At 59.5% G+C, this 26,041-nt stretch carries 29 protein-coding genes and 1 pseudogene; 11 read left to right on the top strand and 19 right to left on the bottom strand.

Features of this window, described 5'->3' with window-relative positions; translation table 11 throughout:
• Nucleotides 1–28 precede the first annotated feature (28 nt).
• From PMI26_RS28175 to pnuC, 7 genes are all read right to left on the bottom strand, one after another.
• The gene (locus tag PMI26_RS28175; RefSeq protein WP_007970058.1) at nt 29–826 is read right to left on the bottom strand and encodes a hypothetical protein; all 798 of its coding nucleotides are present in this window, start codon (nt 824–826) and stop codon (nt 29–31) included.
• Between the two features lie 26 nt (nt 827–852).
• A complete protein-coding gene (locus PMI26_RS28180; protein WP_007970057.1) occupies nt 853–1,533 on the bottom strand; it encodes a C39 family peptidase in 681 nt (226 codons plus the stop codon).
• A gap of 61 nt (nt 1,534–1,594) precedes the next feature.
• Nucleotides 1,595–2,422, bottom strand: coding sequence for a hypothetical protein (locus PMI26_RS28185; RefSeq protein ID WP_007970056.1), 828 nt, complete (start codon nt 2,420–2,422; stop codon nt 1,595–1,597).
• Between the two features lie 64 nt (nt 2,423–2,486).
• Nucleotides 2,487–3,089 carry a hypothetical protein gene (locus PMI26_RS28190; protein ID WP_007970055.1) on the bottom strand — a complete coding sequence of 201 codons (603 nt, stop codon included), beginning with the start codon at nt 3,087–3,089 and terminating at the stop codon, nt 2,487–2,489.
• A 1-nt stretch (nt 3,090) separates the two neighbouring features.
• The gene (locus PMI26_RS28195) at nt 3,091–3,537 is read right to left on the bottom strand and encodes a hypothetical protein (RefSeq protein ID WP_033047324.1); all 447 of its coding nucleotides are present in this window, start codon (nt 3,535–3,537) and stop codon (nt 3,091–3,093) included.
• 345 nt (nt 3,538–3,882) lie between these two features.
• On the bottom strand, nt 3,883–4,407 hold the full coding sequence (locus tag PMI26_RS28200; protein WP_007970053.1) for an AAA family ATPase: 525 nt from the start codon (nt 4,405–4,407) through the stop codon (nt 3,883–3,885).
• Entirely contained in the window at nt 4,404–4,967 is a 564-nt protein-coding gene (gene pnuC, locus PMI26_RS28205) for a nicotinamide riboside transporter PnuC (RefSeq protein WP_007970052.1), read from the bottom strand. Before pnuC ends, PMI26_RS28200 begins: the two co-directional genes overlap by 4 nt.
• 235 nt (nt 4,968–5,202) lie before the next feature.
• On the opposite strand from pnuC, the gene PMI26_RS28210 reads away from it, so the two are divergent.
• Together PMI26_RS28210 and PMI26_RS28215 are read left to right on the top strand one after the other, a co-directional pair.
• Complete coding sequence (locus tag PMI26_RS28210) at nt 5,203–6,033, top strand: undecaprenyl-diphosphate phosphatase (RefSeq protein ID WP_007970051.1); 831 nt, start codon at nt 5,203–5,205, stop codon at nt 6,031–6,033.
• Nucleotides 6,030–6,458 carry a DUF1294 domain-containing protein gene (locus PMI26_RS28215; protein WP_007970050.1) on the top strand — a complete coding sequence of 143 codons (429 nt, stop codon included), beginning with the start codon at nt 6,030–6,032 and terminating at the stop codon, nt 6,456–6,458. The genes PMI26_RS28210 and PMI26_RS28215 overlap by 4 nt, the downstream gene beginning before the upstream one ends.
• An 11-nt stretch (nt 6,459–6,469) precedes the next feature.
• Here PMI26_RS28215 and PMI26_RS28220 read toward each other — a convergent pair whose 3' ends face one another.
• Both PMI26_RS28220 and PMI26_RS28225 read right to left on the bottom strand, forming a co-directional pair.
• Entirely contained in the window at nt 6,470–6,829 is a 360-nt protein-coding gene (locus PMI26_RS28220) for an MmcQ/YjbR family DNA-binding protein (protein WP_007970048.1), read from the bottom strand.
• The gene (locus PMI26_RS28225; RefSeq protein WP_007970046.1) at nt 6,826–7,734 is read right to left on the bottom strand and encodes a LysR substrate-binding domain-containing protein; all 909 of its coding nucleotides are present in this window, start codon (nt 7,732–7,734) and stop codon (nt 6,826–6,828) included. The genes PMI26_RS28220 and PMI26_RS28225 overlap by 4 nt, the downstream gene beginning before the upstream one ends.
• Before the next feature lie 131 nt (nt 7,735–7,865).
• Here PMI26_RS28225 and PMI26_RS28230 point away from each other — a divergent pair, with 131 nt between their 5' ends.
• Nucleotides 7,866–8,477 carry an FMN-dependent NADH-azoreductase gene (locus tag PMI26_RS28230; protein WP_007970043.1) on the top strand — a complete coding sequence of 204 codons (612 nt, stop codon included), beginning with the start codon at nt 7,866–7,868 and terminating at the stop codon, nt 8,475–8,477.
• 168 nt (nt 8,478–8,645) lie between these two features.
• Complete coding sequence (locus tag PMI26_RS28235) at nt 8,646–9,683, top strand: alpha/beta hydrolase family protein (protein WP_007970041.1); 1,038 nt, start codon at nt 8,646–8,648, stop codon at nt 9,681–9,683.
• Between the two features lie 84 nt (nt 9,684–9,767).
• Here the strand turns inward: PMI26_RS28235 and PMI26_RS28240 are convergent, their stop codons facing one another.
• Complete coding sequence (locus PMI26_RS28240; protein WP_007970039.1) at nt 9,768–10,955, bottom strand: MFS transporter; 1,188 nt, start codon at nt 10,953–10,955, stop codon at nt 9,768–9,770.
• Between the two features lie 234 nt (nt 10,956–11,189).
• Nucleotides 11,190–12,776, bottom strand: coding sequence for an ABC-F family ATPase (locus tag PMI26_RS28245; RefSeq protein WP_033044478.1), 1,587 nt, complete (start codon nt 12,774–12,776; stop codon nt 11,190–11,192).
• Nucleotides 12,777–13,264: 488 nt separating this feature from the next.
• Between PMI26_RS28245 and lpxO the strand changes: the two genes are divergently transcribed.
• A complete protein-coding gene (gene lpxO, locus PMI26_RS28250; protein ID WP_007970035.1) occupies nt 13,265–14,164 on the top strand; it encodes a lipid A hydroxylase LpxO in 900 nt (299 codons plus the stop codon).
• Nucleotides 14,165–14,214: 50 nt separating this feature from the next.
• Here the strand turns inward: lpxO and ku are convergent, their stop codons facing one another.
• Nucleotides 14,215–15,075 carry a non-homologous end joining protein Ku gene (gene ku / locus PMI26_RS28255; RefSeq protein ID WP_007970034.1) on the bottom strand — a complete coding sequence of 287 codons (861 nt, stop codon included), beginning with the start codon at nt 15,073–15,075 and terminating at the stop codon, nt 14,215–14,217.
• A 193-nt stretch (nt 15,076–15,268) separates the two neighbouring features.
• On the opposite strand from ku, the gene PMI26_RS28260 reads away from it, so the two are divergent.
• Together PMI26_RS28260 and PMI26_RS28265 are read left to right on the top strand one after the other, a co-directional pair.
• Nucleotides 15,269–15,616 (top strand): hypothetical protein, encoded by a 348-nt coding sequence (locus PMI26_RS28260; RefSeq protein WP_007970033.1) that lies wholly within the window; start codon nt 15,269–15,271, stop codon nt 15,614–15,616.
• A gap of 64 nt (nt 15,617–15,680) precedes the next feature.
• A complete protein-coding gene (locus tag PMI26_RS28265; RefSeq protein WP_007970032.1) occupies nt 15,681–16,832 on the top strand; it encodes a PQQ-dependent sugar dehydrogenase in 1,152 nt (383 codons plus the stop codon).
• Nucleotides 16,833–16,933: 101 nt separating this feature from the next.
• On the opposite strand, the gene PMI26_RS28270 is transcribed toward PMI26_RS28265, so the two are convergent.
• Nucleotides 16,934–18,031 (bottom strand): GNAT family N-acetyltransferase/peptidase C39 family protein, encoded by a 1,098-nt coding sequence (locus tag PMI26_RS28270; RefSeq protein ID WP_007970031.1) that lies wholly within the window; start codon nt 18,029–18,031, stop codon nt 16,934–16,936.
• Nucleotides 18,032–18,124: 93 nt separating this feature from the next.
• On the opposite strand from PMI26_RS28270, the gene PMI26_RS28275 reads away from it, so the two are divergent.
• Together PMI26_RS28275 and PMI26_RS28280 are read left to right on the top strand one after the other, a co-directional pair.
• Nucleotides 18,125–19,711: a RimK family protein gene (locus PMI26_RS28275; RefSeq protein ID WP_007970030.1), complete on the top strand. Its 1,587-nt coding sequence runs from the start codon at nt 18,125–18,127 to the stop codon at nt 19,709–19,711.
• Between the two features lie 7 nt (nt 19,712–19,718).
• Nucleotides 19,719–20,642, top strand: coding sequence for a magnesium transporter CorA family protein (locus tag PMI26_RS28280; RefSeq protein WP_007970029.1), 924 nt, complete (start codon nt 19,719–19,721; stop codon nt 20,640–20,642).
• 133 nt (nt 20,643–20,775) lie between these two features.
• Here PMI26_RS28280 and PMI26_RS28285 read toward each other — a convergent pair whose 3' ends face one another.
• On the bottom strand, nt 20,776–21,111 hold the full coding sequence (locus PMI26_RS28285; RefSeq protein WP_007970026.1) for a DUF2834 domain-containing protein: 336 nt from the start codon (nt 21,109–21,111) through the stop codon (nt 20,776–20,778).
• 247 nt (nt 21,112–21,358) lie between these two features.
• Between PMI26_RS28285 and ilvA the strand changes: the two are divergent.
• Nucleotides 21,359–22,354, top strand: a pseudogene (gene ilvA / locus PMI26_RS28290) (threonine ammonia-lyase, biosynthetic); the annotation flags it as partial.
• Between the two features lie 39 nt (nt 22,355–22,393).
• Here ilvA and eco read toward each other — a convergent pair.
• Nucleotides 22,394–22,876, bottom strand: coding sequence for a serine protease inhibitor ecotin (gene eco / locus PMI26_RS28295; RefSeq protein WP_007970022.1), 483 nt, complete (start codon nt 22,874–22,876; stop codon nt 22,394–22,396).
• Between the two features lie 282 nt (nt 22,877–23,158).
• Between eco and PMI26_RS28300 the strand changes: the two genes are divergently transcribed.
• Nucleotides 23,159–23,425, top strand: coding sequence for a DUF1652 domain-containing protein (locus PMI26_RS28300; protein ID WP_007970021.1), 267 nt, complete (start codon nt 23,159–23,161; stop codon nt 23,423–23,425).
• Here the strand turns inward: PMI26_RS28300 and PMI26_RS28305 are convergent.
• The 4 genes from PMI26_RS28305 to PMI26_RS28320 form a co-directional block, all read right to left on the bottom strand.
• Nucleotides 23,422–23,817 carry a hypothetical protein gene (locus tag PMI26_RS28305; RefSeq protein WP_007970019.1) on the bottom strand — a complete coding sequence of 132 codons (396 nt, stop codon included), beginning with the start codon at nt 23,815–23,817 and terminating at the stop codon, nt 23,422–23,424. The genes PMI26_RS28300 and PMI26_RS28305 overlap by 4 nt on opposite strands.
• A gap of 91 nt (nt 23,818–23,908) precedes the next feature.
• On the bottom strand, nt 23,909–24,175 hold the full coding sequence (locus PMI26_RS28310; RefSeq protein WP_007970017.1) for a DUF2790 domain-containing protein: 267 nt from the start codon (nt 24,173–24,175) through the stop codon (nt 23,909–23,911).
• Between the two features lie 289 nt (nt 24,176–24,464).
• Complete coding sequence (locus PMI26_RS28315; RefSeq protein WP_007970015.1) at nt 24,465–25,409, bottom strand: carbohydrate kinase family protein; 945 nt, start codon at nt 25,407–25,409, stop codon at nt 24,465–24,467.
• Nucleotides 25,410–25,422: 13 nt separating this feature from the next.
• On the bottom strand, nt 25,423–26,041 hold a 619-nt coding region (locus PMI26_RS28320; protein ID WP_007970014.1), incomplete at its 5' end, for an FGGY-family carbohydrate kinase.

Genomic DNA, 26,041 nt, shown 5'->3' with positions numbered 1-26,041 from the left:
GTGCCCAATGCTCGTGTCTCAGCGTAGCTCAATACCCCAAGGTCCGTAATGCGGTGAGTTGGTTCAGGTTATAGCCCAATGCACCAGTACTCGGTTTTTTATTGTCGAGCACGACGTTGAGTCGAGTCATGTTGTTGACCACATTGCTGTTGCCCAGCAACCGGGTGTCTTGCAGTAACCCGCCCTGGGCGACTTGTTGCAGGCTTGAGCCCTGGTTGTTGTTGGCGGTAATGGCCACCTGAACGCCGCCGCCGGTCGCGGACACGGCGACACTGCCTGCAGCACTGCTGCCGGTGATGGTTTGACCGGCTACCAGCGCCTGGCCACGGCTCGGCACCGGCGCAGGGGCCGTGCTGGCCTCTTTGACGTTGATGGCGATCTTGTTGTTTGCACTGTTGCCATCGCCAGCGGCTCGTGTGACCTGGGTGACGCCCTGGGAGGTGCTCAGTCCCGCACCACCCGTTACGTTACCGGTGCCCGAAACGGTGCCTGAGCCGTGGCTCGAACCGGTACCTGAGTTGGGTGAACTGCCTTTACCACTGTGATTGAAGGTTGAAACATAGAACTCGGGCTTGACCGTTTCGGACTGAAGACGCATCGAGGTGGTTGCCCCGATCAGATCACCACTGGCGTTGCGCCAGGTACTGCTCATGACAACGCCGAAGCTGATGATCCGCCCCGGCATCACATACCGGCCACGCAACTCGGCCAGTTCCTGGTCCTTGATTTCGATGGGTCTGAACTCATCAGCAAAACCTGAAGTGGTCGCTGCAAGACAGGCAGTGACCACCCAATACGAGGTTTTCATTTGCTGCTCCCGGAGCATCCTGCCCCCTGTCATCTTGTTGGCGATTAAAAGAAGTCGCTCTGTATGAAACCGAAATCCATCAATTCAGCATCTTTGACCGGGTTGAAATTATCCATCTTGTTCTTGGCCGTCAGCGGTTCCGGCGGACTGCGTAACGCATTGGCCTTGTCGTAACCGGGACCGATGATAGCGAAGACAATACCGTTCCAGCCTTTGACAAAGTCATCATGGGAGTAGCGTTTGTGACCGAGTACCGGGTCGCCGATGTACACCCAGTTCTTGTCCGCCCGCTGCAACACCACGAAGTGCTTGTAGCCGCGAATGTCCATCAGTACTACCACTGGAATCGTCACGGCATCGAGTCTTTCAGGCGGGATCTTGTAGCCCCGGGCACGCATGCCGATGCTTTCTATGTAGCGCTTCATGTCCAGCATGGAAAAACCCTGGGTACGGACCAGGTCCTGGTCGGCAAAGACCAGCATGCCTTTGATGATGTGCTCTTCATCGACGTCAAGCCAATAGGCCTGGCGCAGTATCGTTGCCAGCGCGGCGGCGCCGCAGCTGAAATCGGTTTTCTGTTCGACGATGTCGCTGAACTTGCGCTCACGCAAACTCTGTACGTGCTTGTACACCAGCACGCCGCCCGGCAGGGCGGCAACCGGCATCTGTGCAGCCTGGGTCAGGCCAGACAGGCACAGCAGGGCGAAAAGGGCCGTCTTGCACATGGACGATACGCCTTCAGACCGAAGAAAAGCGCCGTCGCCGAGGCTTTCATGGCGGTCGCAATTATGGGCATGATTTGCAGCCTGCGGCGATCGACAGCGAGTTGCTTTGCTGGTTGCCGACGCCGGACGACACGTTGGCTCCGCCGTTGCCGGAGAAGTTGTTCATCGAGCCCGTGATCGAAGCATTGTTGGTTACAGGAGGTCTCCAGCCCTCAGGCGTCATCACTTGTTGAGTGGTTACGCCGGACAGGCCGAGTACACCTACGGGTACGAACTCAGGCCTGGCGTTGTTGGTGACTTTCAGCCCGGATGTGCTTTGGTTGGCCGCGGCGGCGGCGACTGCTACACGGCCGCCGGAAACGGCAATCGCCAGGTTGTTTTTCTGTTGGTTGAAGTCGCCGGTGGTCACGTTGATGCCGATGTTGCCGGAACCGCTGTTGCCAGCGTTGTTGAGCGTTGTGTTGTTGGTATTGGAGTGGTTCCTGGCGGTGTTGCCGGTGCTCTTCTGAGTCGCGCTGGAGACGGTGACGGCGGAGCCGAAGATGAAGGCTTCGTCCGCCGTGGCAAGGGCGGCGGCGTTGTCTTGCTGGTTGCCGTTACCGGCGGCAACGTTGGCGCCCATGTTGCCGTTGGAGCTGTTCAGGGAGTTATCGATTTTGCCGTCGTTTTGTGTGCCCCGGTTCACTACCCCGCTGTCACTGCTTTCCTGCGAGTCCAGCACGGCGGCCCCGGCGCCTGAGGTAATCTGCAGAATTTGATCCAGCGACGGGCCATTGGACTGTTGGTTGCTGCCCTGTCCATTGCCCTGCACGGGATCAGCCTGGGCTGCGAATGCCATCACTGCTGCCAGGGCGAAAGCCAGTGGTTTGAGAGCAGTTGTCGGGTTCATGGTGATTCTCCGTGCTCATTGGTAGTTCAAGTGTTGGTACTTCCCCATTCGCGCTGTATCGGGGTCAGTCAGAAACCCGGATACTCAGGGTGTTAGCCATTCGGTTCCCCACCCCGGCACTCTGGTTCACCTGGATCACGCCCCGGCTGCCAGTGAATGCCTGGTCGCTTGTCACGACCTGGCGACTGCCGATTGGGGTGCCAGTTGCTCCCGAGTTCGGTAGCAACGCCACGTTCTGTTGAGAAAGAGCACTGTCGTCGATGGCTTGCGGTGCAGCGCCGATGCTGATGCGCAGGGCGTTGGCCATCTGGTTGTTCGCACCGGCACTCTGGTTGACGCCCAATACGCCGCTGCCATGACTGAAAGAGGTGCCGCCGATAGTGGCCGTCGCATCCATCGATGCATTGGCGGGCGTGGTGATTTTCTGCCTGACGCTGGTAGTTGCACCGGCTTGGGTACCAATGGCGATCGCGCGGACGTTGGCCTGCTGCTGTTGATCACCCGCCGCCTGGTTGACGCTGAAGTTGCCGCGGTATTGGGTACCGGAGTCCAGGAGGGTGGCGTTGTTCACCGAACTGACGCCCGAATCGGCCATCGCGCTGGTGCCGCCGAGCAGGGCAAGCAACAGGGCAGTTAACAGGGCAGGTAGAAGAAAGGAACGATCCATCTCATTGCCCCCCCGCCATTCTACCCAGTGGGCTGAGGCCGGTGCTCATGGCACGGTTGATGGTTCCGGAAATGGCGCCACCACTGCCACCACCGTGGCCGACGGACATGCCAGGCAAACCGTTGGGGTTGGTGATGACATTCAGGCCTTGCATGCCGCCCGGGTTTTGCCCGAAGCTGTTATGAGGGGTCGTTCCGGTGGTTACCCCGGCGATATCGGCGTCGCTGAGTTCGCCGGTGACTCGGGCAGAAGGGTTGGCACTGATGGTGGCCGGGTTCGGATCCCTGCCGCCGCCGCGACCGATGAGCGTTGGGTGAACGGTACGATCAAGCACGATGACACCGTTGCCTTCGGCTCGAACGGTGAAACTGAGAACAGTGCCGGCAGCGCTCGCGATCAGCAGAAGGCACATCAAGCCTTTTTTTTTGAATATCTCCACGACATTCATTCCTTCATTTGTAAGCTGGCCCCGGTCAGCTGTGTGAGGAATAGAGCGAAAGCTGTGCCGCCTTTTGAATATCGAGTTGATTCAATGGTTTACAGACCTGGTTCGGAAACCCTTTGTCGACGGTGTACCAACGGTGAGACAAATCCCTGCGCAGGCAGCCCGTAATTGCGGGCCAACCCCTCTGGAACAAAGGTTCTAGCGTTGTTGTAACAACGCCTTAACACCTGCGGTGAGCAAACGGGGAGGAGCGTTGAAATCGGTAGTTTCAGGCAGGGAGGGTGTTTCAGGATCGGACACTTCCCCCCCTCAGCAGGCGGAGGATGGGGGAATTGCCCCAAACGCCGGTCAGGCGCCGAGCAATCGGGTCACTGCGTTGAGTGCCTGGATTCGGCGTTCTGCCCAATCTCCGTGCAGCACTTGAACCGGTTGTGCGTGGCGTTCAAGCCAGGCCAGGGTCTGCTCGAAAAATGCCTGGCGCTGACTCAATCGGGGTTGGCAACGCTGGCCGTCATCCGTCCATTCGACGTGCTCCGGTGACAGCAGCAGGTGCAAGTCATAATGCCGGGCCAGTAGCGCTGGTTCAATCCAGGCGGGGCAATCGTCGAACAGGGTCTGGCTCCAGAGAATATTGCTCAGCAGGTGCGTGTCGAGGATGAGCAAGGGTGGTTGTTGCACCCGCGCCTGGTCTTCCCATGCGAGTTGACCGCGGGCGATGGGCGTAATGTCGGCCAATGTGGTGTCCCGCGGATTCTGCTCGATGAACCAGCGCACGTACTCGTCAACCAGCATCCCGCCGAAACGCTGCTGCAACTCAGCCGCCAGCCAGCTTTTACCGCTGGATTCAGGGCCTGTGAGGACCAGGACTTTCATGCGCGCAATGCCGGATCGGCACGCCATTCGCGCCAGCCCTGTACGGCGATGACGGCGAACAACCCGTACAGGGTGGCGGTCAGGTACAGGCCTTTATAGACGAACAACCCGACGAATATCACATCCAGAGCGATCCACAACGGCCAGCACTGAACCCGTTTTTGCGCCATCCAGACCTGCGCTACCAGGCTGAACCCGGTCAGCGCCGCATCAAGCCAGGGTTGTGCAGCGTCGGTCCAGTGGGCCATGGCCGCTCCCAGCAACAGACTGCCGACTGCGCCAATGGCCAGGCTCAACACCAGGGTTCGAGCGTCGAGGCGACTGACTTCGCGGCCATGGGTCGTGTCGCCACCCCGTGTCCACTGCCACCAGCCGTAAAGCTGCAAGGCGGCATAGACGACTTGCAGCAGCATGTCGGAATACAGCTTCACCTCAAAAAAGATCCAACTGTAGAGCAGCACCATGACCAGGCCGATCGGCCAGCACCAGGGGTTCTGTTTGACCGTCAGCCAGACGGCAATGACACCGAGGGCGGCGGCAAACAGTTCAAGCCCGGACATGGAGATACCTTGGGGTAATCGAAGAGGGGGCGGATTGTAACCGCCGATCGGACTTGTCTGATAGGATTTCGCCCCCGCACGGGTAAAGCTGATTCAAGGTGGTTTTTTTTCACAGGATTTTAACGGTTCTGTGGTGATCCTTGATGCGCGGGGCCTCAGCTACGCTGAGCGCAATCAAAGCATTTGAGAAAATATTAATGGGGCATGCCGGCGCGCATTGCCTTTTGGGGGATTGATGGATCTTTGGACCGCCTTTCAGGCATTGATTCTTGGGGTTGTAGAAGGGCTGACCGAGTTCCTGCCCATTTCCAGTACCGGCCACCAGATTATCGTGGCCGACTTGCTCGGCTTCGGGGGCGAGCGGGCGATGGCGTTCAACATCATCATTCAGCTGGGTGCCATCCTGGCGGTGGTGTGGGAGTTTCGACGCAAGATCCTTGACGTGGTCATCGGTCTGCCAACCCAGCCGGGTGCCCGGCGGTTTACCGCAAACCTGTTGATCGCGTTCTTGCCGGCGGTGGTGTTGGGCGTGATCTTCGCCGACCTGATCCACCATTACCTGTTCAATCCGATCACAGTGGCAACCGCGCTGGTCGTGGGCGGAATCATCATGTTGTGGGCCGAGCGCCGCCAGCATGAAGTACACGCCGAATCCGTGGATGACATCACCTGGAAAGATGCCTTGAAAGTCGGCTTCGCCCAATGCCTGGCGATGATTCCGGGCACTTCGCGTTCGGGCTCGACCATCATCGGTGGTTTGCTGTTCGGCCTGTCGCGCAAGACCGCTACCGAGTTCTCGTTCTTCCTGGCGATGCCCACCATGGTCGGCGCGGCGGTGTACTCGGGCTACAAGTACCGTCAGTTGTTTGTCCCGGCGGATTTCCCGGTGTTCGCCATCGGCTTCGTCACCGCGTTCATTTTTGCGATGATTGCGGTCCGCGGTTTGCTCAAGTTCATCGCCAACCATAGCTATGCGGCGTTTGCGTGGTATCGCATTGTGTTCGGCCTGATCATCCTGGCGACCTGGCAGTTCGGCTGGGTCGACTGGAGCGCGGCCAAGCCGTGAGTGACTCGCGCTCGCGCAACAACCCCGGACGCCCGTCCGGGGGACAGATCCGCCATTCACGGCTGAAGTGGCTGTTGTTTGCAGTCCTGTGCGCCTTGCCGCTGTCGGGTTCGCTGTCGTCATGGCTGCACGGGGAGTCGCTGATTCCCCTTGCGGCCTACGGCATCGTCAGCGTCGTGACGTTTTTCCTGTACTGGAGCGACAAGCGCAAGGCGCGCGCCGAGCAATGGCGTACGCCGGAAAACGTCTTGCATGCGCTGGAGCTCGCCGGTGGTTGGCCCGGAGCGTTGCTGGCCCAGCAGGCGTTTCGCCACAAAACCCGCAAAGTCTCGTACCAGTTGGTGTTCTGGATCATCGTGCTTTTGCACCAGGTGTTCTGGATCGATCACCTGTTTCTCGGCGCACATCTGTTCGCCTTGACCTGATAGCCAATGCCCTACAGCAACAGTCCGACTTGAGTGCGCTTGGGCAGTCTGCTCACCACCAATTGGTGGGAGCGCTGCAGCAAGCCCTGCAGTTCTTCGCTGCCGAGCGGGTAGGGCGTTTGCATGATGATCCACTGGGCCCGGGCCAGATACGGCGCCGGGTGAATGCCCGGACGGTCGCAGTGACCGAGAAACAGATCCTTGTCTACCTTGAATGCCAGGGAGTCACCCCTCAGGCCCTGCAAGGCGAACATCTTGTTCCCGGCAATCGAAAACACCCGCACACCTCCCCATTTGTAATCTTCCCGAGCACCGGGCAGGGCGAGGCAGAACTGCGCGACGTCCTCTTCGCTCATCCGTCCAGCTTTCATAACAATCGTTCCCCACAGGCATTGAAGGATTCGACCAGGTGGTCAATCCAGGCGCGGACCGCCGGCATCACCCCGCGTCGATGAGGATAGACCGCCTGCAGCCAGCCACCGGGCAGCGACCACTCGGGCAACAACTGCACCAGTGAGCCGTTTTCCAGCTCCTGTTCGCAATACATCATGGGCAGCATCGTAAAGCCCAGGCCGGAAAGGGTGCTGGCCTTGCGCACGATAAAGTCATCGATGCCCAGCCGGGCCTCGAGCGCGAGTTCACAACTCTTGCCCTTTTGATCGAGCATGCGGATATGCACCATGCGGTCGGCTTCCAGTGCGCCGAGCACCGGCAGGCTTTTCAGATCTTCGGGGTGATTGATCTCACGCCCCGCGAGGAAACCGGGGCTGGCGACCATCAGCATCTGCGCCTGACGCAGGCGGCGGGTGACCAGCAGCGGGTCTTCGTCGCCCAGTTCCCGCACACGCAGGGCAACGTCAATGCCTTCGTTCACCAGGTCAACCCGGCGGTTGAGCAGCATGACTTCAAGCTGGACTTGCGGAAAGCGTTCGAGAAAGTCGCTGATCACCCCCGGTAATATTTCGTGGGCCAACCCGACCGGGCAGGACACCCGCAAACGCCCGCGGGGTTCACTGGACATGCTGGCCACGGCCTCGTCGGCCATTTCCGCTTCCAGCAGCATCGCCTGGCAGTGCCTGAGGTAGCGTTCACCCACGGCGGTCAGTTTCAGCTGTCGGGTGGTGCGTTGCAGCAAGCGTGCACCCAGGCGTTCTTCCAGTTCGGCAATGCGCCGCGACAGTCGGGACTTGGGAATGCCCAGCACACGTCCGGCTGCCGCGAATCCCCCGGCTTCCACGACTTTGGCGAAGTAATACAGGTCGTTGAGGTCTTGCATGATGTGAATCCGATTGTTCTATCTGTGAGACGAACTATCGCATTGTTGCCGACTAATCAGCTATTGGTTTCGTCTGTAGGATTAGTCCCATTAGATCGCCCTTGTGGGCGATCCTCACTTGGAGATCCCACATGAAATTGCTGCATATCGATTCGAGCATCCTGGGCGACAACTCGGCTTCCCGTCAGTTGAGCGGTGAAGTCGTCAAGGCCTGGCAAGCTGCCGAGCCGACCGCCGTAGTGACCTACCGCGACCTGGCCGCTGACGCCATCAGCCATTTCTCTTCCACTACCCTGGTCGCCGCCGGCACCACCGCTGAACTGCGCAACGCCGCACAAGAGCACGAAGCCGAACTGAGCGCCTCGACCCTGGCCGAATTCCTGGCTGCCGATGCCGTAGTGATCGCTGCACCGATGTACAACTTCACCATCCCGACTCAGTTGAAGGCCTGGATCGATCGCATTGCCGTCGCCGGCCAGACCTTCCGCTACACCGAAGCCGGCCCTGAAGGCCTGTGCGGCGGCAAGAAAGTGGTGATCGTTTCGACTTCCGGCGGCATGCACGCCGGTCAGGCAACCGGTGTTGCCCACGAAGAATATCTGAAGCTGCTGTTCGGTTTCATCGGTATCACCGACATCGAAATCGTTCGCGCCGAAGGCCTGGCTTACGGTGACGACGTACGCAGCAAAGCCATGAGCGCTGCTCACGCGCAAATCAGCGAGCAGTTGTTCGCCGCTGCGTAAGGCTTGCGTAAAAGTTAGCAACCGTTCAGGTAAAGCCCAAAAAACTCTGTATTCTGGTTACGCAAGTACCAGCTACGGAGTTTTTTGTTTCTGGTCATTTCAGGATGTGGCCCGACTTATGCAGTCCAGGGTGTACGTCTCAAGTCCGGTAACAAGGTGGGGCATCCCATGGTGCGTCTTTGTGCAACTTTACTGATTTGCCTGCTCAGCAGCTTGAATACAGTGCACGCCGCGCCTGCACCACATCCGCACTGGAGCGTCGGCTTCCATGAGATGACGTTTCTCGATCCACTGGACCTGCAGCCGATGCGCGCCATCGCCTTCTATCCTTCCAGTGAATGGGAGCACACCAGCAAACTCGAGGGTTATACCGTCGAAGCCGGGGAGGACACCAAGGTCGCCATTGGCCGGTTCCCGATGCTGATGCTGTCCCACGGCAACACCGGAACCCCCCTGGCGTTGCACGACCTCGCCACCTCGCTGGCACGCAAGGGTTTCGTCGTGGTGGCGGTGATCCACCCCGGTGACAACTCCCGGGACCACAGCCGCCTCGGTACTTTGAGTAACCTGTACGGTCGACCGATCCAGATTTCCGAAGCCATCACGGCCACCCTGGGCGACCGCATGCTGTCCCCCTTCGTCAATGCCGATCAGGTCGGCGTCATTGGTTATTCGGCCGGTGGCGAGACCGCATTGATTCTGTCCGGTGCCACGCCGGACCTGGATCGCCTGCGCCGTTATTGCCAGGAACGTCCGGACGACCGCGATGCCTGCAACACTCAGGGTGAATTGATTGTCGACCGCGACGACCTGCAGCCGGTGGCGGACCCACGGGTGCACGCCTTGATGCTGATGGCGCCGCTGAGCCTGAAGTTCGGTCGCCACACCCTGGCCGATGTGCACGTGCCGGTGCTGCTTTACAGCGGCGATGGCGACAAACTGGTGGCGGTCGACAAGAACGCCGCAGCACTGGCGCGCAAGTTGCCGACGGCGCCTGACTTCAAGTTACTGGCGGGAGCAGGGCACTTCGTCTTCATGGCGCCGTGCAATGACGAGCAGTTCGCGATCATGCCCGCGCTGTGTACCGATGCCGATGGCGTCGATCGGCAAGACATTCACCGCAATCTGATCTCTGAAGCCGGGAGCTTCTTCTCGCGCACCCTGGGCCGGGCGACCCGGGCGGGGATGCAGACCGCCGATCAATAGATTTCATTGTAGGAGCTGCCGCAGGCTGCGATCTTTTGATCTTGAAGTCAAAAGATCGCAGCCTGCGGCAGCTCCTACAGAGGTTCAAGCCATGGCGCGGTGTTTCAATAGCAGGGTCAGTCCCAGACCGCTCACCGACAACAACGCCGCACTGAAGAATATCCACGAATACCCCAGGTTCAATGCAATCGCGCCCATCAACGGGCCGGCAATCGCCAGCGCCAGGTCGAAAAACACCGCATAGGCACTCAAGCCTGCGCCCCGGCTGGAATTGGGCACCTGTTTGATGGCCTCGACGCCCAGCGCCGGGTACACCAGTGACAGACCGAAGCCGGACAGGCCGGCGCCAATCAACGCATACCCGGTCGACGGGGCCAGCCACAGCAGCACCAGACCCACCGTCTCGATGCACATGCAGGCAATGGCGGAGGTAAACCCGCCGAACCGGTTGATGGCGGAAATGAACAGCAGCCGCGACAGAATGAAACAGACCCCGAACACGGTCAGGCAATAGGCGGCACCGGTCCAGCCGCGGTTGACGTAATACAAGGTGATAAAGGTCGTCAGGGTGCCGTAGCCGATGGAAGCCAGGCTCAGGCTCGCGCCAAACGGCGCAATGCGTCCGAACACCGCCCAAAACGGCAGGCGTTCACCGCGTACCACTGGCACCGATGGCTTGTTGCGAATCAGCAACAGTGCAGCCAGGGCCAGCAGCGACAGGGCGATGCCCAGGCTGGCGAAACCGAGTTGTTGCACCATGACCACGCCCAGCGGCGCCCCAATGGCAATCGCACCATAGGAGGCGATGCCATTCCAGGAAATCGACCGCGCGGTGTGCTCGGCGCCCACCTGGCCCATGCACCAACTGATGGTGCCGACGCCGATCAAGCCTTGGGCAATGCCCAGCAACAAGCGCCCGGCGATCAGGATCAGCAGGCTGAGCAACGGAAAACCTTGCAACAGGGTCGACAGCAGCGTCAGCAGGCCACTGAGCACAATCCCGGACAAGCCATAGATGATCGCCCACTTGGTGCCAACGCTGTCCGACATGCGCCCGGCCATGGGGCGGCTGAGCAGGGTGGCGAGGTATTGCGAACCGATGGTCAGCCCGGCCACGATGGCGCTGAACCCCAGTTGCTCGTGGACATAACCCGGCAATACCGCAATCGGCAAACCGATGCAGAGGAAGGCAATAAAGGTGTAGAACACGATGGAGACGATCTGCAGGGTGATCGCCATTGAGCTTTGCGGGGGCACTTGCTGCACAGACATGAGGGCTCGTTCGCGGGCGGCGGTGGGAGAACTGCATCATGGCGCGGCGGTGGGATAAAAGGAAGCAGGCTAACGATTAAAAGATCGCAGCCTTCGGCAGCTCCTACAGGGTGCACACCGACAACTGTAGGAGCTGCCGCAGGCTGCGATCTTTTGACCTTCAAAAACAAAAAGCCCCGTCACATGGACAGGGCTTTTAACTTGCCGCTTGTAGCTTGAAACCAATAGCTGCCCTTAGAACACCACACCCTGGCTGCGCAGGTAATCATCATAGGTGCCGCTGAAGTCGGTCACGCCGTTCGGGCTCAACTCGATGATGCGGGTGGCCAGGGACGATACGAACTCACGGTCGTGGCTGACGAAGATCAGCGTGCCCGGGTAGTTTTCCAGCGCCAGGTTCAGCGCCTCGATGGATTCCATGTCCAGGTGGTTGGTCGGTTCGTCCATCACCAGAACGTTCGGCTTTTGCAGGATCAGCTTGCCGAACAGCATGCGGCCTTGCTCACCACCGGAAATGACCTTGACCGACTTGAGGATCTCGTCGTTGGAGAACAGCATGCGACCCAGAGTGCCGCGAATGATCTGCTCGCCCTGGGTCCACTGGCCCATCCAGTCGAACAGGCTGACGTCGTCTTCGAAGTCATGGGCGTGGTCCTGGGCGTAGTAGCCCAGTTCCGCGCTTTCGGTCCATTTTACGGAACCGGCGTCCGGGGTCAGCTCGCCCATCAAGGTACGCAGCAGGGTGGTCTTGCCGATACCGTTCGGGCCGATGATCGCCACGCGCTCGCCGGCTTCGACGGTGAAGCTGAAGTTCTTGAACAGGGTCTTGCCGTCGAAGCCCTTGGACATCTGCTCGATGGTCACGGCCTGGCGGTGCAGTTTCTTGGTCTGTTCGAAGCGGATGAACGGGCTCACGCGGCTCGATGGCTTGACTTCGGCCAGTTGGATCTTGTCGATCTGCTTGGCGCGGGAAGTGGCCTGCTTGGCTTTCGAGGCGTTGGCCGAGAAGCGGCTGACGAACGTTTGCAGTTCGGCGATCTGCGCTTTCTTCTTGGCGTTGTCCGACAGCAGTTGCTCGCGGGACTGGGTCGCCGCGGTCATGTACTCGTCGTAGTTGCCCGGGAACAGGCGCAGCTCGCCATAGTCCAGGTCGGCCATGTGGGTGCAGACGCTGTTGAGGAAGTGACGGTCGTGGGAAATGATGATCATGGTGCTGTTACGCACGGTGAGAATCGATTCCAGCCAGCGAATGGTGTTGATGTCCAGGTGGTTGGTCGGTTCGTCGAGCAACAGCACTTCCGGATCGGAGAACAGCGCCTGGGCCAGCAATACGCGCAGCTTCCAGCCCGGAGCCACTTCGGACATCGGACCAAAATGCTGTTCCAGGGGAATACCCAGGCCCAGCAGCAGTTCACCGGCGCGGGATTCGGCGGTGTAGCCGTCCATTTCGGCGAATTCGGTTTCCAGCTCGGCCACGGCCATGCCGTCTTCTTCGCTCATTTCCGGCAGCGAATAGATGCGGTCGCGCTCGGCCTTGACCTTCCACAGCTCTTCGTGACCCATGATCACGGTGTCGATCACGGTGAATTCTTCGTAGGCAAACTGGTCCTGGCGCAATTTACCCAGGCGCACGTTCGGCTCCAGCATGACCTGGCCGCCGGACGGCTCGAGGTCGCCGCCGAGGATCTTCATGAAGGTCGACTTGCCGCAACCGTTGGCGCCGATCAGGCCATAACGGTTGCCACCGTTGAACTTGACCGAAACGTTTTCGAAGAGCGGCTTGGCGCCGAACTGCATCGTGATGTTAGCTGTAGAAATCAAAGGTTTTTCCTGCGAAGCATTCAGAGTAGCTAGGGTTGCGGCAGTACCGGTTCAGTACCCGTTTCCACTGTCCGGACTGCGGGACATTCATCCCGGTCGGCAGTGGAAGTTCCATCTGGCATTAAGTGGACAGCAGCATGTGGCGCGCCTGGCCCGAGTCGACGTGCGCTGAAAGGGGGATTTCCCGCTTTCAACCTGGGGGCGCGTAAAGTTTGGCGGCGATTGTACTGGTCTGGCTCTTTAAACGATAGGGCGTTGAGGCCGCAGTGACGTTTCGGCGGATTTTGTAGACAGATTTTCACAGTTACAGGTTAACTATTGGTTACAAACTGTGGCTAAAATGCCATCCGTCGGCTGAGCGCCGATCGTCGGAGCAGCTCGATGGCGCTACAGGGCCGCTGTTTCGTTTTCAGCCGCTGCACAAGACCTGGGGACCGGCACGCCGGTACAGGGCGCAGTTTGTTTTCTTCTGACGTGTGACGATTTCCGTGAAACTGATCATTGCCGTTATCTACGTTGTCTCTATTGCGTATGTTCATCTGCGTGGCCAAGTACGCCATAAGCTGGGCCGCCAGTTGAGTGATCACTCGACGTTTCTGGCGCCGATCAATTGCTTTCTTTATCTGTTTTCGAAAATCCCCAACAAACCCTATCTCGATCCGGCCGACTTCCCCGACCTGAGTCCGCTGCAGGCGCACTGGGAAGAAATTCGTGCCGAAGGCCAGAATTTGCTCAGGGCCGGCGAGATCAAGCGTTCGAACCAATTCGATGACGTCGGTTTCAACTCGTTTTTCAAGACCGGCTGGAAGCGCTTCTATCTCAAGTGGTACGGCGACAGCCATCCATCGGCCATGAAGCTCTGCCCGCGCACCACCGAGCTGGTGCAGGGCATTGGTTCGATCAAGGCGGCAATGTTCGCCGAGTTGCCACCGGGATCCAGACTGGTGCGCCACCGCGACCCGTATGCCGGTTCGTACCGTTATCACCTGGGTCTGGAAACCCCCAACGCCGAGGGTTGCTACATCAATGTCGATGGCCAGGACTACCATTGGCGCGATGGCGAAGCGGTGATGTTCGATGAGACCTACATTCATTACGCGGAAAACACCACGCAGCAGAACCGCATCATTTTGTTCTGCGACGTCGAGCGGCCGATGAAATACAGGTGGGCAGCGGCATTCAATCGCTGGTTCAGTCGGCATGTCATGTCGGCGGCGGGTGCGCCCAACGAGGCGGGCGACAGGACCGGCGGCCTCAACCGCCTGTTCGGCAAGATCTACAAGGTTCGCCTGCACGGCAAACAACTGAAAAAGCGCAACCGCAAGCTTTACTACCTCGAGAAGTGGTCGATCTTCGCCGGCTTGCTGGTGGTCATCATTCTGATCTGAGGGGTATGTCCGGGCGGCGTTCAGTGGGTGAAGCCGGGACATCCAGCCAATCACTTCGTGGCTTTCTTCTTCGCCGCCGGTTTGCTGCTCGCCTTCGGCCTGGCCGTTGCCTTCCCGGTACCCTTGCTGCCCAGGCTACGCTTGAGCAGCTCGGTCAGGTCAATGACATCCGCCGTTTTCCGTAGCTCTTCACCCGAGGCTGTCTCGACGTCTTCGATCTTGCCTTCATGGGCCTTCTTGTCCACCAGGGCCATGATCTTGTCCTCGAAACCATCCCGATAGTCTTGCGGCGTCCACTGGGCGCTCATGTCCTCCACCAGGCGCCTGGCCATGTCCAGTTCGCCCTTGGCCAGTTCCGGCCGGGTCACTTCGCTGCCCAGCGCCAACTCATCGAGGCTTCGGACTTCCGCCGGCCAGCGCAGCATCACCAGCACCAGCGCAGACTCCAGCGGCATCAGCGCGGCCAGGTGCTGGCGGGTATGCAGTACCACATGGGCGAGGGCGACCTTGCCGGTTTTGCTCAGGGTTTCGCGCAGCAGTGCATAGACTTTGCCGCCGCGCTTGTCGGGCGCCAGATAGTAAGGCGTGTCGATGTTCTGCAAGGGAATCTGCTCGCCGTCGACAAAGGAAAAAATATCGATGGTCTGGGTCGACAGCGGGTGCGCGCTGCGGATCTCCTCCTCACTGAGCACCACGTACCGACCCTTTTCGTATTGCACGCCCTTGACGATGTGCTCCTTGGTGACTTCCTTGCCCGTGACCTTGTTGACGCGCTTATAGCCCACCGGGTCCATGCTGCGGCTGTCGAGCCAGTCGAAATCGACGCCTTGGGAGGACGTTGCCGAGACCAGCGCCACGGGGATATGCACAAGTCCGAAGCTGATTGCGCCTTTCCAGATTGCCCGTGCCATGGTCGTCTACTCGCGAGTGATGTTCAGGTGACCTGCGGCCTTGAGCAAAAGTTTCCGTGGTCTGCGTGGCCGTTCCTTGAACCGGATCAACGTCGTGTTACATCTTGCCGGGGAGGTTTTTGTTAACAAATACGAACCCCGGGCGTAGCGTGATATCGAAGTCCTTATCCACGTGACGTAGCGAGGCCCTCCCATGAACCGATACCTGTCTGGCGTCGTTGCGCTGGCCTTGAGTGCCATGCTGGCCCCACAGGTCGAGGCCGACACCTCTGCTTCGTTGCGCGTGGCCCAGAACCTGCCGGGCAGCACCAACAACAATCCTTACAGCAGCCCGATCAACCGGGCCAACCCCAACAGCATGCAAGGCACCCGACCCAGTGCCCCGGCCATTCGCGGGCCCAATACCGTGCCGGTCCCGCGCCCGCCGACACTGGACAACGGCGGCATCGGAAATCGCTATCCCGAGCGGAGCGCTCCCGCCAGCCCGCCGACATTCATTCCCAATCCTGCGCCACGGGACGCCGGCACCGGCAACCGTTGAGTGGCCGACATGACGGGTGGCCACTATTTTTTCAGACCTCATGGTCATCAGAAGAGGAGTCTGCATGTTGCGCAAAAACCCATTGGCAATCCTCTGTGCCAGCGTATTGATCACCGCCACTGTCCCTGTGCTTGCCGCGCCCACCCAGACCATGAAAAGCGAAGAAGGCACACTCGAGGTGACCACAGTCGTGACGGGGCTGGAGCACCCCTGGGCACTGGCATTCCTGCCGGATGGTAAAAGCATGCTGGTCACCGAGCGTCCCGGCAACCTGCGGCTGGTCACCGCCGACGGCAAGCTGTCGGCACCGCTCAATGGCGTGCCAACGGTCTGGGCCAAGGCCCAGGGCGGCTTGCTCGACGTTGCGTTGTCACCCGATTTCAAACAGGACCGGATGGTCTATCTGTCCTATGCCGAAGGGGGTGGAGAGGATAACAAGGCCGGTACTGCGGTGGGGCGCGGCCGGCTCTCCGACGATCTGACGGCGCTCAAGGATTTTCAGGTGATCCTGCGCCAGGAACCCAAACTCTCGGAAGGCAACCATTTTGGTTCGCGAATGGTGTTCGATCGCGACGGCTATCTGTTCGTGACGCTGGGAGAAAACAACGACCGCGTGACCGCCCAGGATCTCGACAAGTTGCAAGGCAAGGTGGTGCGAGTCTACCCGGACGGCACGGTGCCCAAGGACAACCCCTTTGTCGGCCAGGCCAACGTGCGCCCGGAAATCTGGTCCTACGGCCAGCGTAACCCGCAAGGCGCGGCGCTCAACCCGTGGAACGGCACACTGTGGGAGAACGAACATGGCCCTCTGGGCGGCGATGAAATCAACATCATCGAGCGTGGCAGGAATTACGGCTGGCCACTGGCGACCCATGGCATCAACTACTCCGGTAAACCGATTCCCGAAGCCAGGGGGGAAACCGTTGAAGGTACCGTTGCCCCGAACCATGTCTGGCAAAAGTCCCCGGGCCTGAGCGGCATGGCGTTCTACGATGCCGATCGGTTCAAGGCCTGGCAAGGCAACGTGTTCATCGGTGCGTTGGTCAGCCAGGAGCTGATCCGTCTCGAGTTCGTTGGCGACAAGGTGGTGCACGAGGAGCGCTTGCTCGGGGCGTTGAGAAAGCGCATTCGCGATGTGCGGCAGGGGCCGGATGGGTATTTGTATGTGTTGACCGATGAAGAGGATGGTGCGTTGTATAAAGTCGGATTGAAGTGAGGCCCAAACGCCGCCTTCGCGAGCAAGCCCGCTCCCACAGGGGAATGCATTTCAAGTGTGGGAGCGCGAAGGCGGTGTGAGAACCAGCACAGAAATAGCGACTACTTCTGTCCATACACAATCACAGCCGCCCTCAACTTGTCCCGGCCAAAGCTGCACATCTTCTCGAACTCCCCATGGCTGACCGGCAGGTGCTGGCAGTCCATGGCCTGGCGATGCTGGCTGTGGTCCACATCGGGATCGTGCAGATAGACAAATTCTTCATCGCAATCGGTCACGATCACCCAGTGCGGCGATTTGGAGCGGGTCAGGCGATAGCTGCTGATCAGCACCAACGGTTGCCCGCCATGCTCCAGCAGTTGTGCAAGATCCAGTGGCCCGCCGATCTCGCACACGACGTCACTGGCAAGCAGCTGCGCGGTGAACTCTTCGTGCACCAGGCGCATTACGTCTTTTTTATGCTCGTCGCGCACCCCGTCAAGGAACAATGGCCCGGCCTTGCTCAGTTGCAGGCGCACCCGAAACTCGCGGCGCCAGGCCGCCAATGCCAGACCTTGCGGGCTGCAACCCCCGTGGCCGGAGGTCATGAACACGGTGGTTGCCTCGCGCCAGATTTGCAGTTCTTCACGCCGCTCCAGCAAACGCCCCGGCTGCAACGCGCCCATGGCCATGAGCAGGCAGGCCGGACCGCAGGTGAAATCGGTGGTCTGCGGGTAGTAGGGCACTTGAATGTTGCGTGATTCGCGGTGCTGGAGGATGCGTTTTTCCAGGCGCAACGCATCGGCGTGGTCCTGATAGTAGTCGTGGATCAGGGCAAAGCGTCGGTACCCGTTACGTTCATACAGGGCAATCGCCGCCGGATTGTCGAGACGCACCTCCAGACGCAAATAGGCGCAATCGTGTTCCAGGGCAATGGCTTCGGTGCGATCGAGCAGTTGCTTGCCCAGGCCATTGCCCCGCGCCTGGGCCGCGATGGCGATCGAATAGAGACGCGCCAGCGACGTACCCCGATGGAAGAGCACCAGGGCGTAACCCAGCAGATGCTCGCCGCGCTGGGCCACGAGCAGTTGCCCGTTGGCGCGACTGATCATCCATTGAAAGCTGCGACTGTTGAGCCGGTCGGTGGTAAAGCATTGCTCTTCAAGTTGCAGCAGTGCGGGTAAGTCCTCTATTACAGCTAAACGAAAAACTGTATTCATAATGACCGCCGTAAAAGTTGCGTAACGAAACGGGACTTTCGAAAAAGTTCGTGCTTAATAGGAAAGGTCTTGTTCTCCAACGGATCAATCACTATGTCAGCGGTACAAGGTCATTGGCGCGAAGTATCCGAGCAAACTTTGCCGACGGCAATAACTTCGGCAACTTATTTAAAGGATTCCAGTAAAACTTCCAGCCAGTTGATTATCATCGTCGAACGCAAGGAAGACTGGGCCTCCTATTTTCCCAGCGAGGACATCGTCACGGCCCAGGAATATCTGGAACAAACCCGCGACAATGAGCAGAGCAGCCGTGTGCAGGTCATCAACCTGTGCCGCAGTTACAAGTACCTGGGGCACGGTTACTACTGCTCGCTGCTGGCTGAAGCCCGTGGGCACAAGGTTATTCCGTCGGTGCGAACCATCAGCGAACTGGCCCGAAAATCCCTTTATGGCCTGGCGCTGGACGACCTGGATAAAACCCTGGAAAAAGCCCTCAGTCATCATGCCTACAGTGACACCGAAGGGTTTACCCTGACGTTGTATTTCGGCAAGACCAATATCGAATCTTTGCAGGATTTGGCCAGGCAATTATTTGAAGTGTTTGCCTGTCCGATCTTGTTAGTTGAGTTTCGCCGAACTAACGGCTGGCATATCGAAGGCATCAAGTCGGGTGCGTTGCACAAGTTGCGGGAGGATCAGGAAGATCAATTTGCCCACTCCCTCGACAGTTTCAGTCGCAAGATCTGGCGCCTGCCGCGCTCACGACGGCTGGCCCGCTACGACCTGGCGATCCTGCACGATCCCGAGGAAGCCCTGCCACCGTCGAATGCCAGGGCGCTGGACAACTTCGTCCGGGTCGGCAGGACCCTGGGCATCGACGTCGAACTGATCGAGCGCAAGGACTATGCACGGATTGCCGAATACGACGGTTTGTTGATCCGCGAGACCACCAGCGTCGACAACCATACTTTTCGCTTCGCCAAGAAAGCCGAGAGCGAAGGGCTGGTGGTGATGGACGACCCAACGTCGATCCTGCGCTGCACCAACAAGGTGTATCTGACCGACCTGCTCAAGAGTCATCAACTGGGCATGCCCGCCACTGAAATCCTCTACAAGGAGCGACCGGAAGACTTTGAACGGGTTGGCGAACGACTGGGCTTCCCGCTGGTGTTGAAGATCCCCGACGGTTGTTTCTCCCGGGGTGTGATCAAGGTCGAGAGCCAGCAGGCGTTGCTCGAAGCCACCGCCGAACTGTTCGAACACTCGGTGCTGCTGCTGGCCCAGGAGTTCTTCTACACCGAGTACGACTGGCGCATTGGCGTGCTCAACCGCAAACCGATCTTTGCCTGCCAGTACTTCATGTCCAAGGGCCACTGGCAAATCTACAACCACAAGGCCAAGGGCCAGGACATCAATGGTGAATGCCGCACCCTGGCGGTTCACGAAGCGCCGCGGGCGGTGGTGGAACTGGCCGTCAAAACCGCCAATCTGATCGGCGACGGCCTCTACGGGGTCGACCTCAAACAGTCCGGCGACAAAGTGGTGGTGATCGAGGTCAACGACAACCCGAACATGGACGCCGGCATCGAAGACGCCTACCTGCAGGACGATCTGTACAAGCTGGTGCTGGAGGAGTTCGTTCGGCGCCTGGAGCTTAAACGTCGCGGCCAGGCCTGGTGAAGCCGCGATGATCAAGCGTTTTCAGTTGAGCGGTGGAACGCTGCAGGCCGTCGAGCGACTGGACGCCGAGGTGATGCTGTTCAGTCACCCCGATGCGGCCGAGCGCGACCTGCTGCACAGTCATTTCAAACTCGACGAACACGCCTTGGCCTCGGCGCTGGACCCTGACGAGGTGTCGCGCATCGAATTCCATCCCGACAACCTGTTCCTGATCTGGAAGCGTCCGGACAGTTACTCTGGCGCCGACAACCTGGGGTTCCAGGTGTCGTCCTGTGGCCTGCTGTTTTCTCCGGGGCGCTTGCTGGTGATCGCCACCGATGACGCACCGCTCAACGGGCTCGGCAAGCGCCAGGCGCTCGACACGCCACTGGATGTCCTGCTCGATCTGCTGTTCAACAACATCCACCACTATCTGGGGCACTTGAAGGTGATCAAGCTGATCGCCCGGGAATTGCAGCAGAAATTCAACGCCTCGATGCAGAACCAGCATCTGATCCAGATGTTCAACCTCAGCGAAAGCCTGATCTATTACATCAATGCGATTCACAGCAATGGCGCTGTGCTGAACCGACTACGCAATCATGCGCAAAAGCAGGGCTTCAACGCCGAGGCCATCAGCCTGATCGATGACCTGATCATCGAAAACAACCAGTGTTACAAGCAGGCGGAAATCTATTCAACGGTGTTCTCCGGCCTCATCGACGCCCGGGGCAACCTGATGAACAACAGCATGAACCACCTGCTGCGCAAGCTGACGTTGATCAACGTGGTGTTTTTGCCGCTGAACCTGATTGCGAGCATCGGCGGCATGTCCGAGTTCAGCATGATGACGGCCGGAACGCCGTGGTGGGTTTCCTACCCTTTGCTGCTGTCGACGATGATGATCGGGGCGGGGGCGATGGTGGTGGGGCTTAAGCGGTTGGCGAAGTGATGGTGGTGAGTCAGGCAATCATGATGTCGAATCTGACGGCCCCTTCGCGAGCAAGCCCGCTCCCACAGGGGATTTCAGTGGGCGCAAGACCCGTGTGGGAGCGGGCTTGCTCGCGAAAGCAATTTCAAAGCTTCTACATCTGTCGAGTCGTGGCAGGCAATTTTCGGCGATCCTGAACTCCGCGTACCACCAGATACAACAACGGCCCAACCGACACAAACACAGCGGTGATCAATAGATAGGGCACCACCGAAAGCGTCGACAGCCCGCGTTTGCGTGCATCCCGGTACATCCAGATACCCGCCAGCGTCGCCAGCAAGTACAGATCGATCACCACCTGCGCAGTATCCGGACGTGACATCAGGCTGATGCCGAAGTCGATCAGCGATTGTTCGGCCTGGAGCATCACCGAAAGGGTATAGCCGGCAAAGGTGATCAGGGCGATAAGGGGCAGGGCAATGGTATTCATGTGTTCCTTCCTTGGGCAATGACTGGAATCGGCAGCCTAGAGGGATCTGCACAAATTTGCCATTGACTTGCCATCAACGCCCGGCTAATTTCGAGCCATGACTTCCACCGTATTGCGCTGCCAGCCAAGCATTATTACCGCCATTCCTCATTTGGCGGGCTAGCTCACGACTGCAGCACCCAACCCGCCCTCGAGGCGGGTTTTTACTTTCTGTCTCCCGGGCCCCGATCAATGTCAGGAGACGACCATGAGTTTTACAACCGACCAGCAAGCCCTGCTTGAACGCTACGTAAAAAAAATCCTTGCCGCGCCGGTGTATGAACTGGCGGTGCGCACGCCGTTGCAAGCGGCCCCGGCCTTGTCCGAGGCACTGGGTAACCAGGTCCTGCTCAAGCGCGAAGACCTGCAACCGACCTTTTCCTTCAAGATCCGCGGCGCCTACAACAAGCTGGTGCAACTGAGTGACACGCAGAAGGCGTGCGGCGTGGTCACGGCTTCTGCCGGCAATCATGCGCAAGGTGTGGCGCTGGCGGCGCGGGAGTTGGGGATCGGCGCCAGCATCGTAATGCCTTGCACGACGCCGCAATTGAAGGTGATCGGGGTTCGTAGCCGGGGCGCCGATGCGATATTGCATGGCGAGAGTTTTCCGTTTGCACTGGCCCATGCGTTGGCGTTGGCCGAGGAAAGCGGCCGCACCTTTGTTTCGCCCTTTGACGATCCGGATGTAATCGCGGGCCAAGGCACGGTGGCCATGGAAATCCTGCGTCAACATCAAGGTCCGCTGGATGCGATCTTCGTGCCAGTGGGTGGTGGTGGGCTAATCGCCGGCATCGCCGCTTACATCAAATACCTGCGGCCGCAGGTGCGTATCGTTGGCGTCGAATCGGAGCATTCAGCGTGCCTGCAAGCCGCGTTGCTGGCCGGTGAGCGAGTCATCCTGCCCAAGGTCGGCACCTTTGCCGATGGGGTGGCGGTGGCGCAGATCGGCGCTCACGGTTTTGAGGTCTGCCGGTTTTGCGTTGATGAGGTGGTGACGGTCAGCAATGACGAGCTTTGCGCCGCCATCAAGAATATCTACGACGATACCCGCTCGATCACCGAACCTTCCGGTGCGCTGGCCGTGGCCGGAATCAAGCGGTACGTGGCACGCAGCGGGGCCCGCGGGCAGACCCTGGTTGCCATCGACTCCGGTGCCAACATCAACTTTGACAGCCTGGGGCATGTGGCCGAGCGCGCCGCGTTGAGCGGCGCGCCGGCATGACCCTGGTGCAGGCCGGCCGGGTTATTCCCGAATGGCCTTCTCGACCTTGTTCGACGCCGACCAGATTCGGTAGCGCACTTCGATGTCCTTGGGCACGTACAGCACGAGCGGCAGCTTGCTGTTGTAACGCAGCAGGAAGCCGTCACCGACCACCGGCACAAAATCCTGTTTGCTCGTGCCGTCCGGGCAGGCCATCAGCGTACTCATCGGGCCAATGACTTTTTCCAGGCGATAGAAGGGGTAGCCCCAACCCTCGAGGTTTTTCTCTTCGAGAATGCCGCCCAGACGCGGGTGATTGCAGTCCACGGTCATGGTTTTACCGGCCAGGATCTCGACCTGGAAGTCGTCTTCCCGGGGCTGTGGCGCGAGGTGAATCACCTGGCGGGTAAAACCGCTCTCGGCTTTCGGATAGGGCGCGGTGTCTTCGAGTTTGGCGGCGTGCGCCGTATTGGCAAGCCCCAGTGCGAACAGCGCTGCGCAAGCGTTAACGGTCAAAGAACTCATGATGCCTCCTTGCTTGAAGTGAAGGGCGGCATTTTCACTGTCATGTGCGGCGAATGCAAACCCGCGGCGTCCAACGTGCAAATTGCAGAGATGTGAGGGGCGTATAATGCAAACTGCACGGCAGCTTTTACAGATGACAGGCCTAAACCCTTGATTTGCCGATGAGCTGCGCAGCGAAATTCGGGGCATGTTTTATGCTGTAGCTGTCCTTGAAGCTTGCCACGCTTTTATATGAGCGAGCATTGATCGTTATTGGCAGTCTCACAAAAGGAGAGGGTCGCCATGTTTCTTTCTGCCTTGGAACTACGCAATATCATCGAAAGCAGCTTTTTGCCCAAGCGCTGCGAATGCACGTTGTCACCGGATCTGTCGATGACCGTGAAGATCTATGCCGACGGGCAAACCGATCAGCTCGATCTGATGGTCACCGGCATCGATGCCTCCGGACTCAATGGTTGTCGGGAAATAAACGAGTTGATTGCCCAACTGCGTTCCAGGCAGCTTCATGTAGAAGTCGAGCCACACTCGATGCTGGGCAAAGCGCTTTAACTTGCAATTTCGAGTTCCACCGACACGCGCCGGGTCTGGAAGAACGCCAGGCCCAGCGCCAGTTCAAGCCCGACAGCCAGCAACATGCCCGGCCCGACATGGCCGGCGAGCCATTCGGCAAAACCCAGCACGGCCAATCCCCAGCAGCCGACGACGAAGCCGAGGCTCAGCGCATGGCGGGTTGCGCAAGGGGGGGCGTTGCGAACCAGGTAAGAGATCACGCTAAACGCTGCGAACAGCACGGCGGTGCGGCGCGCGACCAATCCGGCCACGAATGAAAACTCGATACCCCAGATCGACAGTAGCCATTGCGGTGCCAACCCCCAGACCAGGCTCAGCAAAAGGCATAAGGCGGCGGTAAACATCGACAACGTGCGAAACGAAAACTGCATGGCCAATCCTTGCGGGCAGTGAGGGAGGCGCTAGAGCATAGCGCCGCCGCCCTCAAAGGAACACCGCCAAGTATCAAATCAGACGTTTCGGTCAGCCTTGGTTCTCGCAGGCGTCGGAAAGTTTACGGTAGGTGATTTCTGCGGGTTTCCCCGTTTCATCGATGTACTTCATGTCGGCCTTCACCACTTTGCAATCCAGGGTGTCCGGCTCGGTCAGTGAAATCACTTTGCTGACATGCAATGGCATGCCGTAGTGGTAGGGCACGGCCTGAGCGGTCGTGGTGTCATTGGCCTGGGCCAGACCGGCAAACGCGGTGCAGGCGAGGGTGGCGGTAACCAGCAAGATGCGAGCGTTCATCAGCGATCTCCAGTGCGTACGGGAAGTCAGTTCGATGTGTGGCCTGTCGAACCTGCCGCACCGGGCGTCAGAGCAGTCTGAGGGCGTGCGGTCCAGTGAAGTGTTGGATCGCACGGTTAAACGAGGGTTAACCCGGCTGAACGCCGCCTGTCGCGAAGGCGCGATCCTGTGTATCAGTTAAGACCATCGCGAGCAGGCTCGCTCGCACATTGCCCAAGCGTCGACACAAATGTCATGAACGCCCCGCAACCCCGTGGGAGCGAGCCTGCTCGCGAAGAGGCCCTCGAATTCAGCGCAAATCCAACTGCTCCCGATAAGGCAAATCCGGACCGGTCTTGCTGCACGTCAACGCCGCCGCCTGCACCGCGAACTTCAGCATGCCGTCAATCTGCTCGCGGCCAAGTTGCTTTACTCCCTCCACCGAATCCAGTTGCAGCTCGGTCAACCAGGCAATCAACGCCGCTTGAAAGGTATCGCCTGCGCCCACGGTGTCGGCGATTTTTACCGCGCAGGCCGGAGCCGACCACGAGCCGTGAGCCCGGCTGAATACGGTCGCGCCTTCGCCGCCCCGGGTCAGGAACACCAGCTGGCAGCGATGCCGCATCCAGCCCTCGATCACTTGCGCCGGGTCCTGCCCTGGGTACAACAGATGCAGGTCCTCGTCGCTGACCTTGATCAGGTCGGCCAATTCCACCAGGGTTGCGATCCGTTTACGCCACCGTTCAATGTCCGGTTCCGGGTTCAGGCGCACGTTCGGGTCGAGGCTGATCAGGCGTTTGCCGCTTTCCCGGTGCACCAATGCCAACAGGGTGTCGGCAATCGGCTGCACCACCAGGGAAAACGATCCGATATGCAGGCCGCGCACTTCAGGCCCGAGTGCCGGCAGGTGCTCCGGTTTCAACTGCCGATCGGCGCAGCCTTCGCCACGGAAGCTGTATTGCGGCGAGCCATTGGCGCCCACAGCGACCATCGCCAGGGTGGTCGGCGCGGCGAAATCCAGCAGGAAGTCCTGACGCACGCCTTCATCCTGCAGCACCTGCAACAGGCGCCGGCCCAGGTAGTCGGTGGACAAACCGGCCAACAACGCCGAATCCACGCCCAACCGGCGCAATCCCACGGCCACGTTGAACGGCGAGCCACCGGCAATGGCTTTGAAATTCACTTTGGACGCCAGACCGCCGGCGTCGTCTTCACTGAAAAAATCGAACAGCGCTTCGCCACACACCAGGTACATAGTTGTTCACTCTTCAAAGGGTTGCGACATGTTGTTGATAGCGTTCATAAGCCTGCTGGCAGGCTTGTACATTGTCGGCGACCGGCAGGGTTTCGCTGGCCGGGTCGAGCTTCACGCAGCGCTCGCACAAGTCCGCCAGGCTGAGCTCGTTCCCTGTCGCCCGGGATACGCTCCAGGCCGCCTGGATCGCCGCACCCAGGGCCGCGGCCTCGCTTTGTTCAGTGCAGATCACGGGGGTATTCATGGTATCGGCGACGATCTGCCGCCACACCGCGCTTTTCGAACCACCACCGATCAGCCGGATGCTGCGGCTTTGTAAGCCATTGTGGCGCAGCAGGTCCAGTCCGTAACGCAAACCGAATGTCGTGCCTTCGACGACCGCGCGGCACAGGTTGGCCCGGGTCAGGTTGCTCATGGTCAGGCCCGACAGGCTGCCGCTGGCATGGGGCAGGGCGGGCACCCGCTCGCCGTTGAAGAACGGCAACATGCTCACGCCTTCGGCACCGATGGGCGCTTGGGCAACCAGTGCGTTGAACTGATCGATGTCGAGCTCCAGCAGGTCGCGAACCAGGCCGGTGGCGTTGGTCAGGTTCATGGTGCAGATCAATGGCAGCCAGCCGCCACTGGAAGAA

The organism is Pseudomonas sp. GM33 (genome assembly GCF_000282295.1).
Lineage (GTDB): Bacteria > Pseudomonadota > Gammaproteobacteria > Pseudomonadales > Pseudomonadaceae > Aquipseudomonas > Aquipseudomonas laurylsulfatiphila.
Note: the sequence above shows the minus strand (reverse complement) of the source record. Positions and strands in the feature narration are given on the sequence as shown.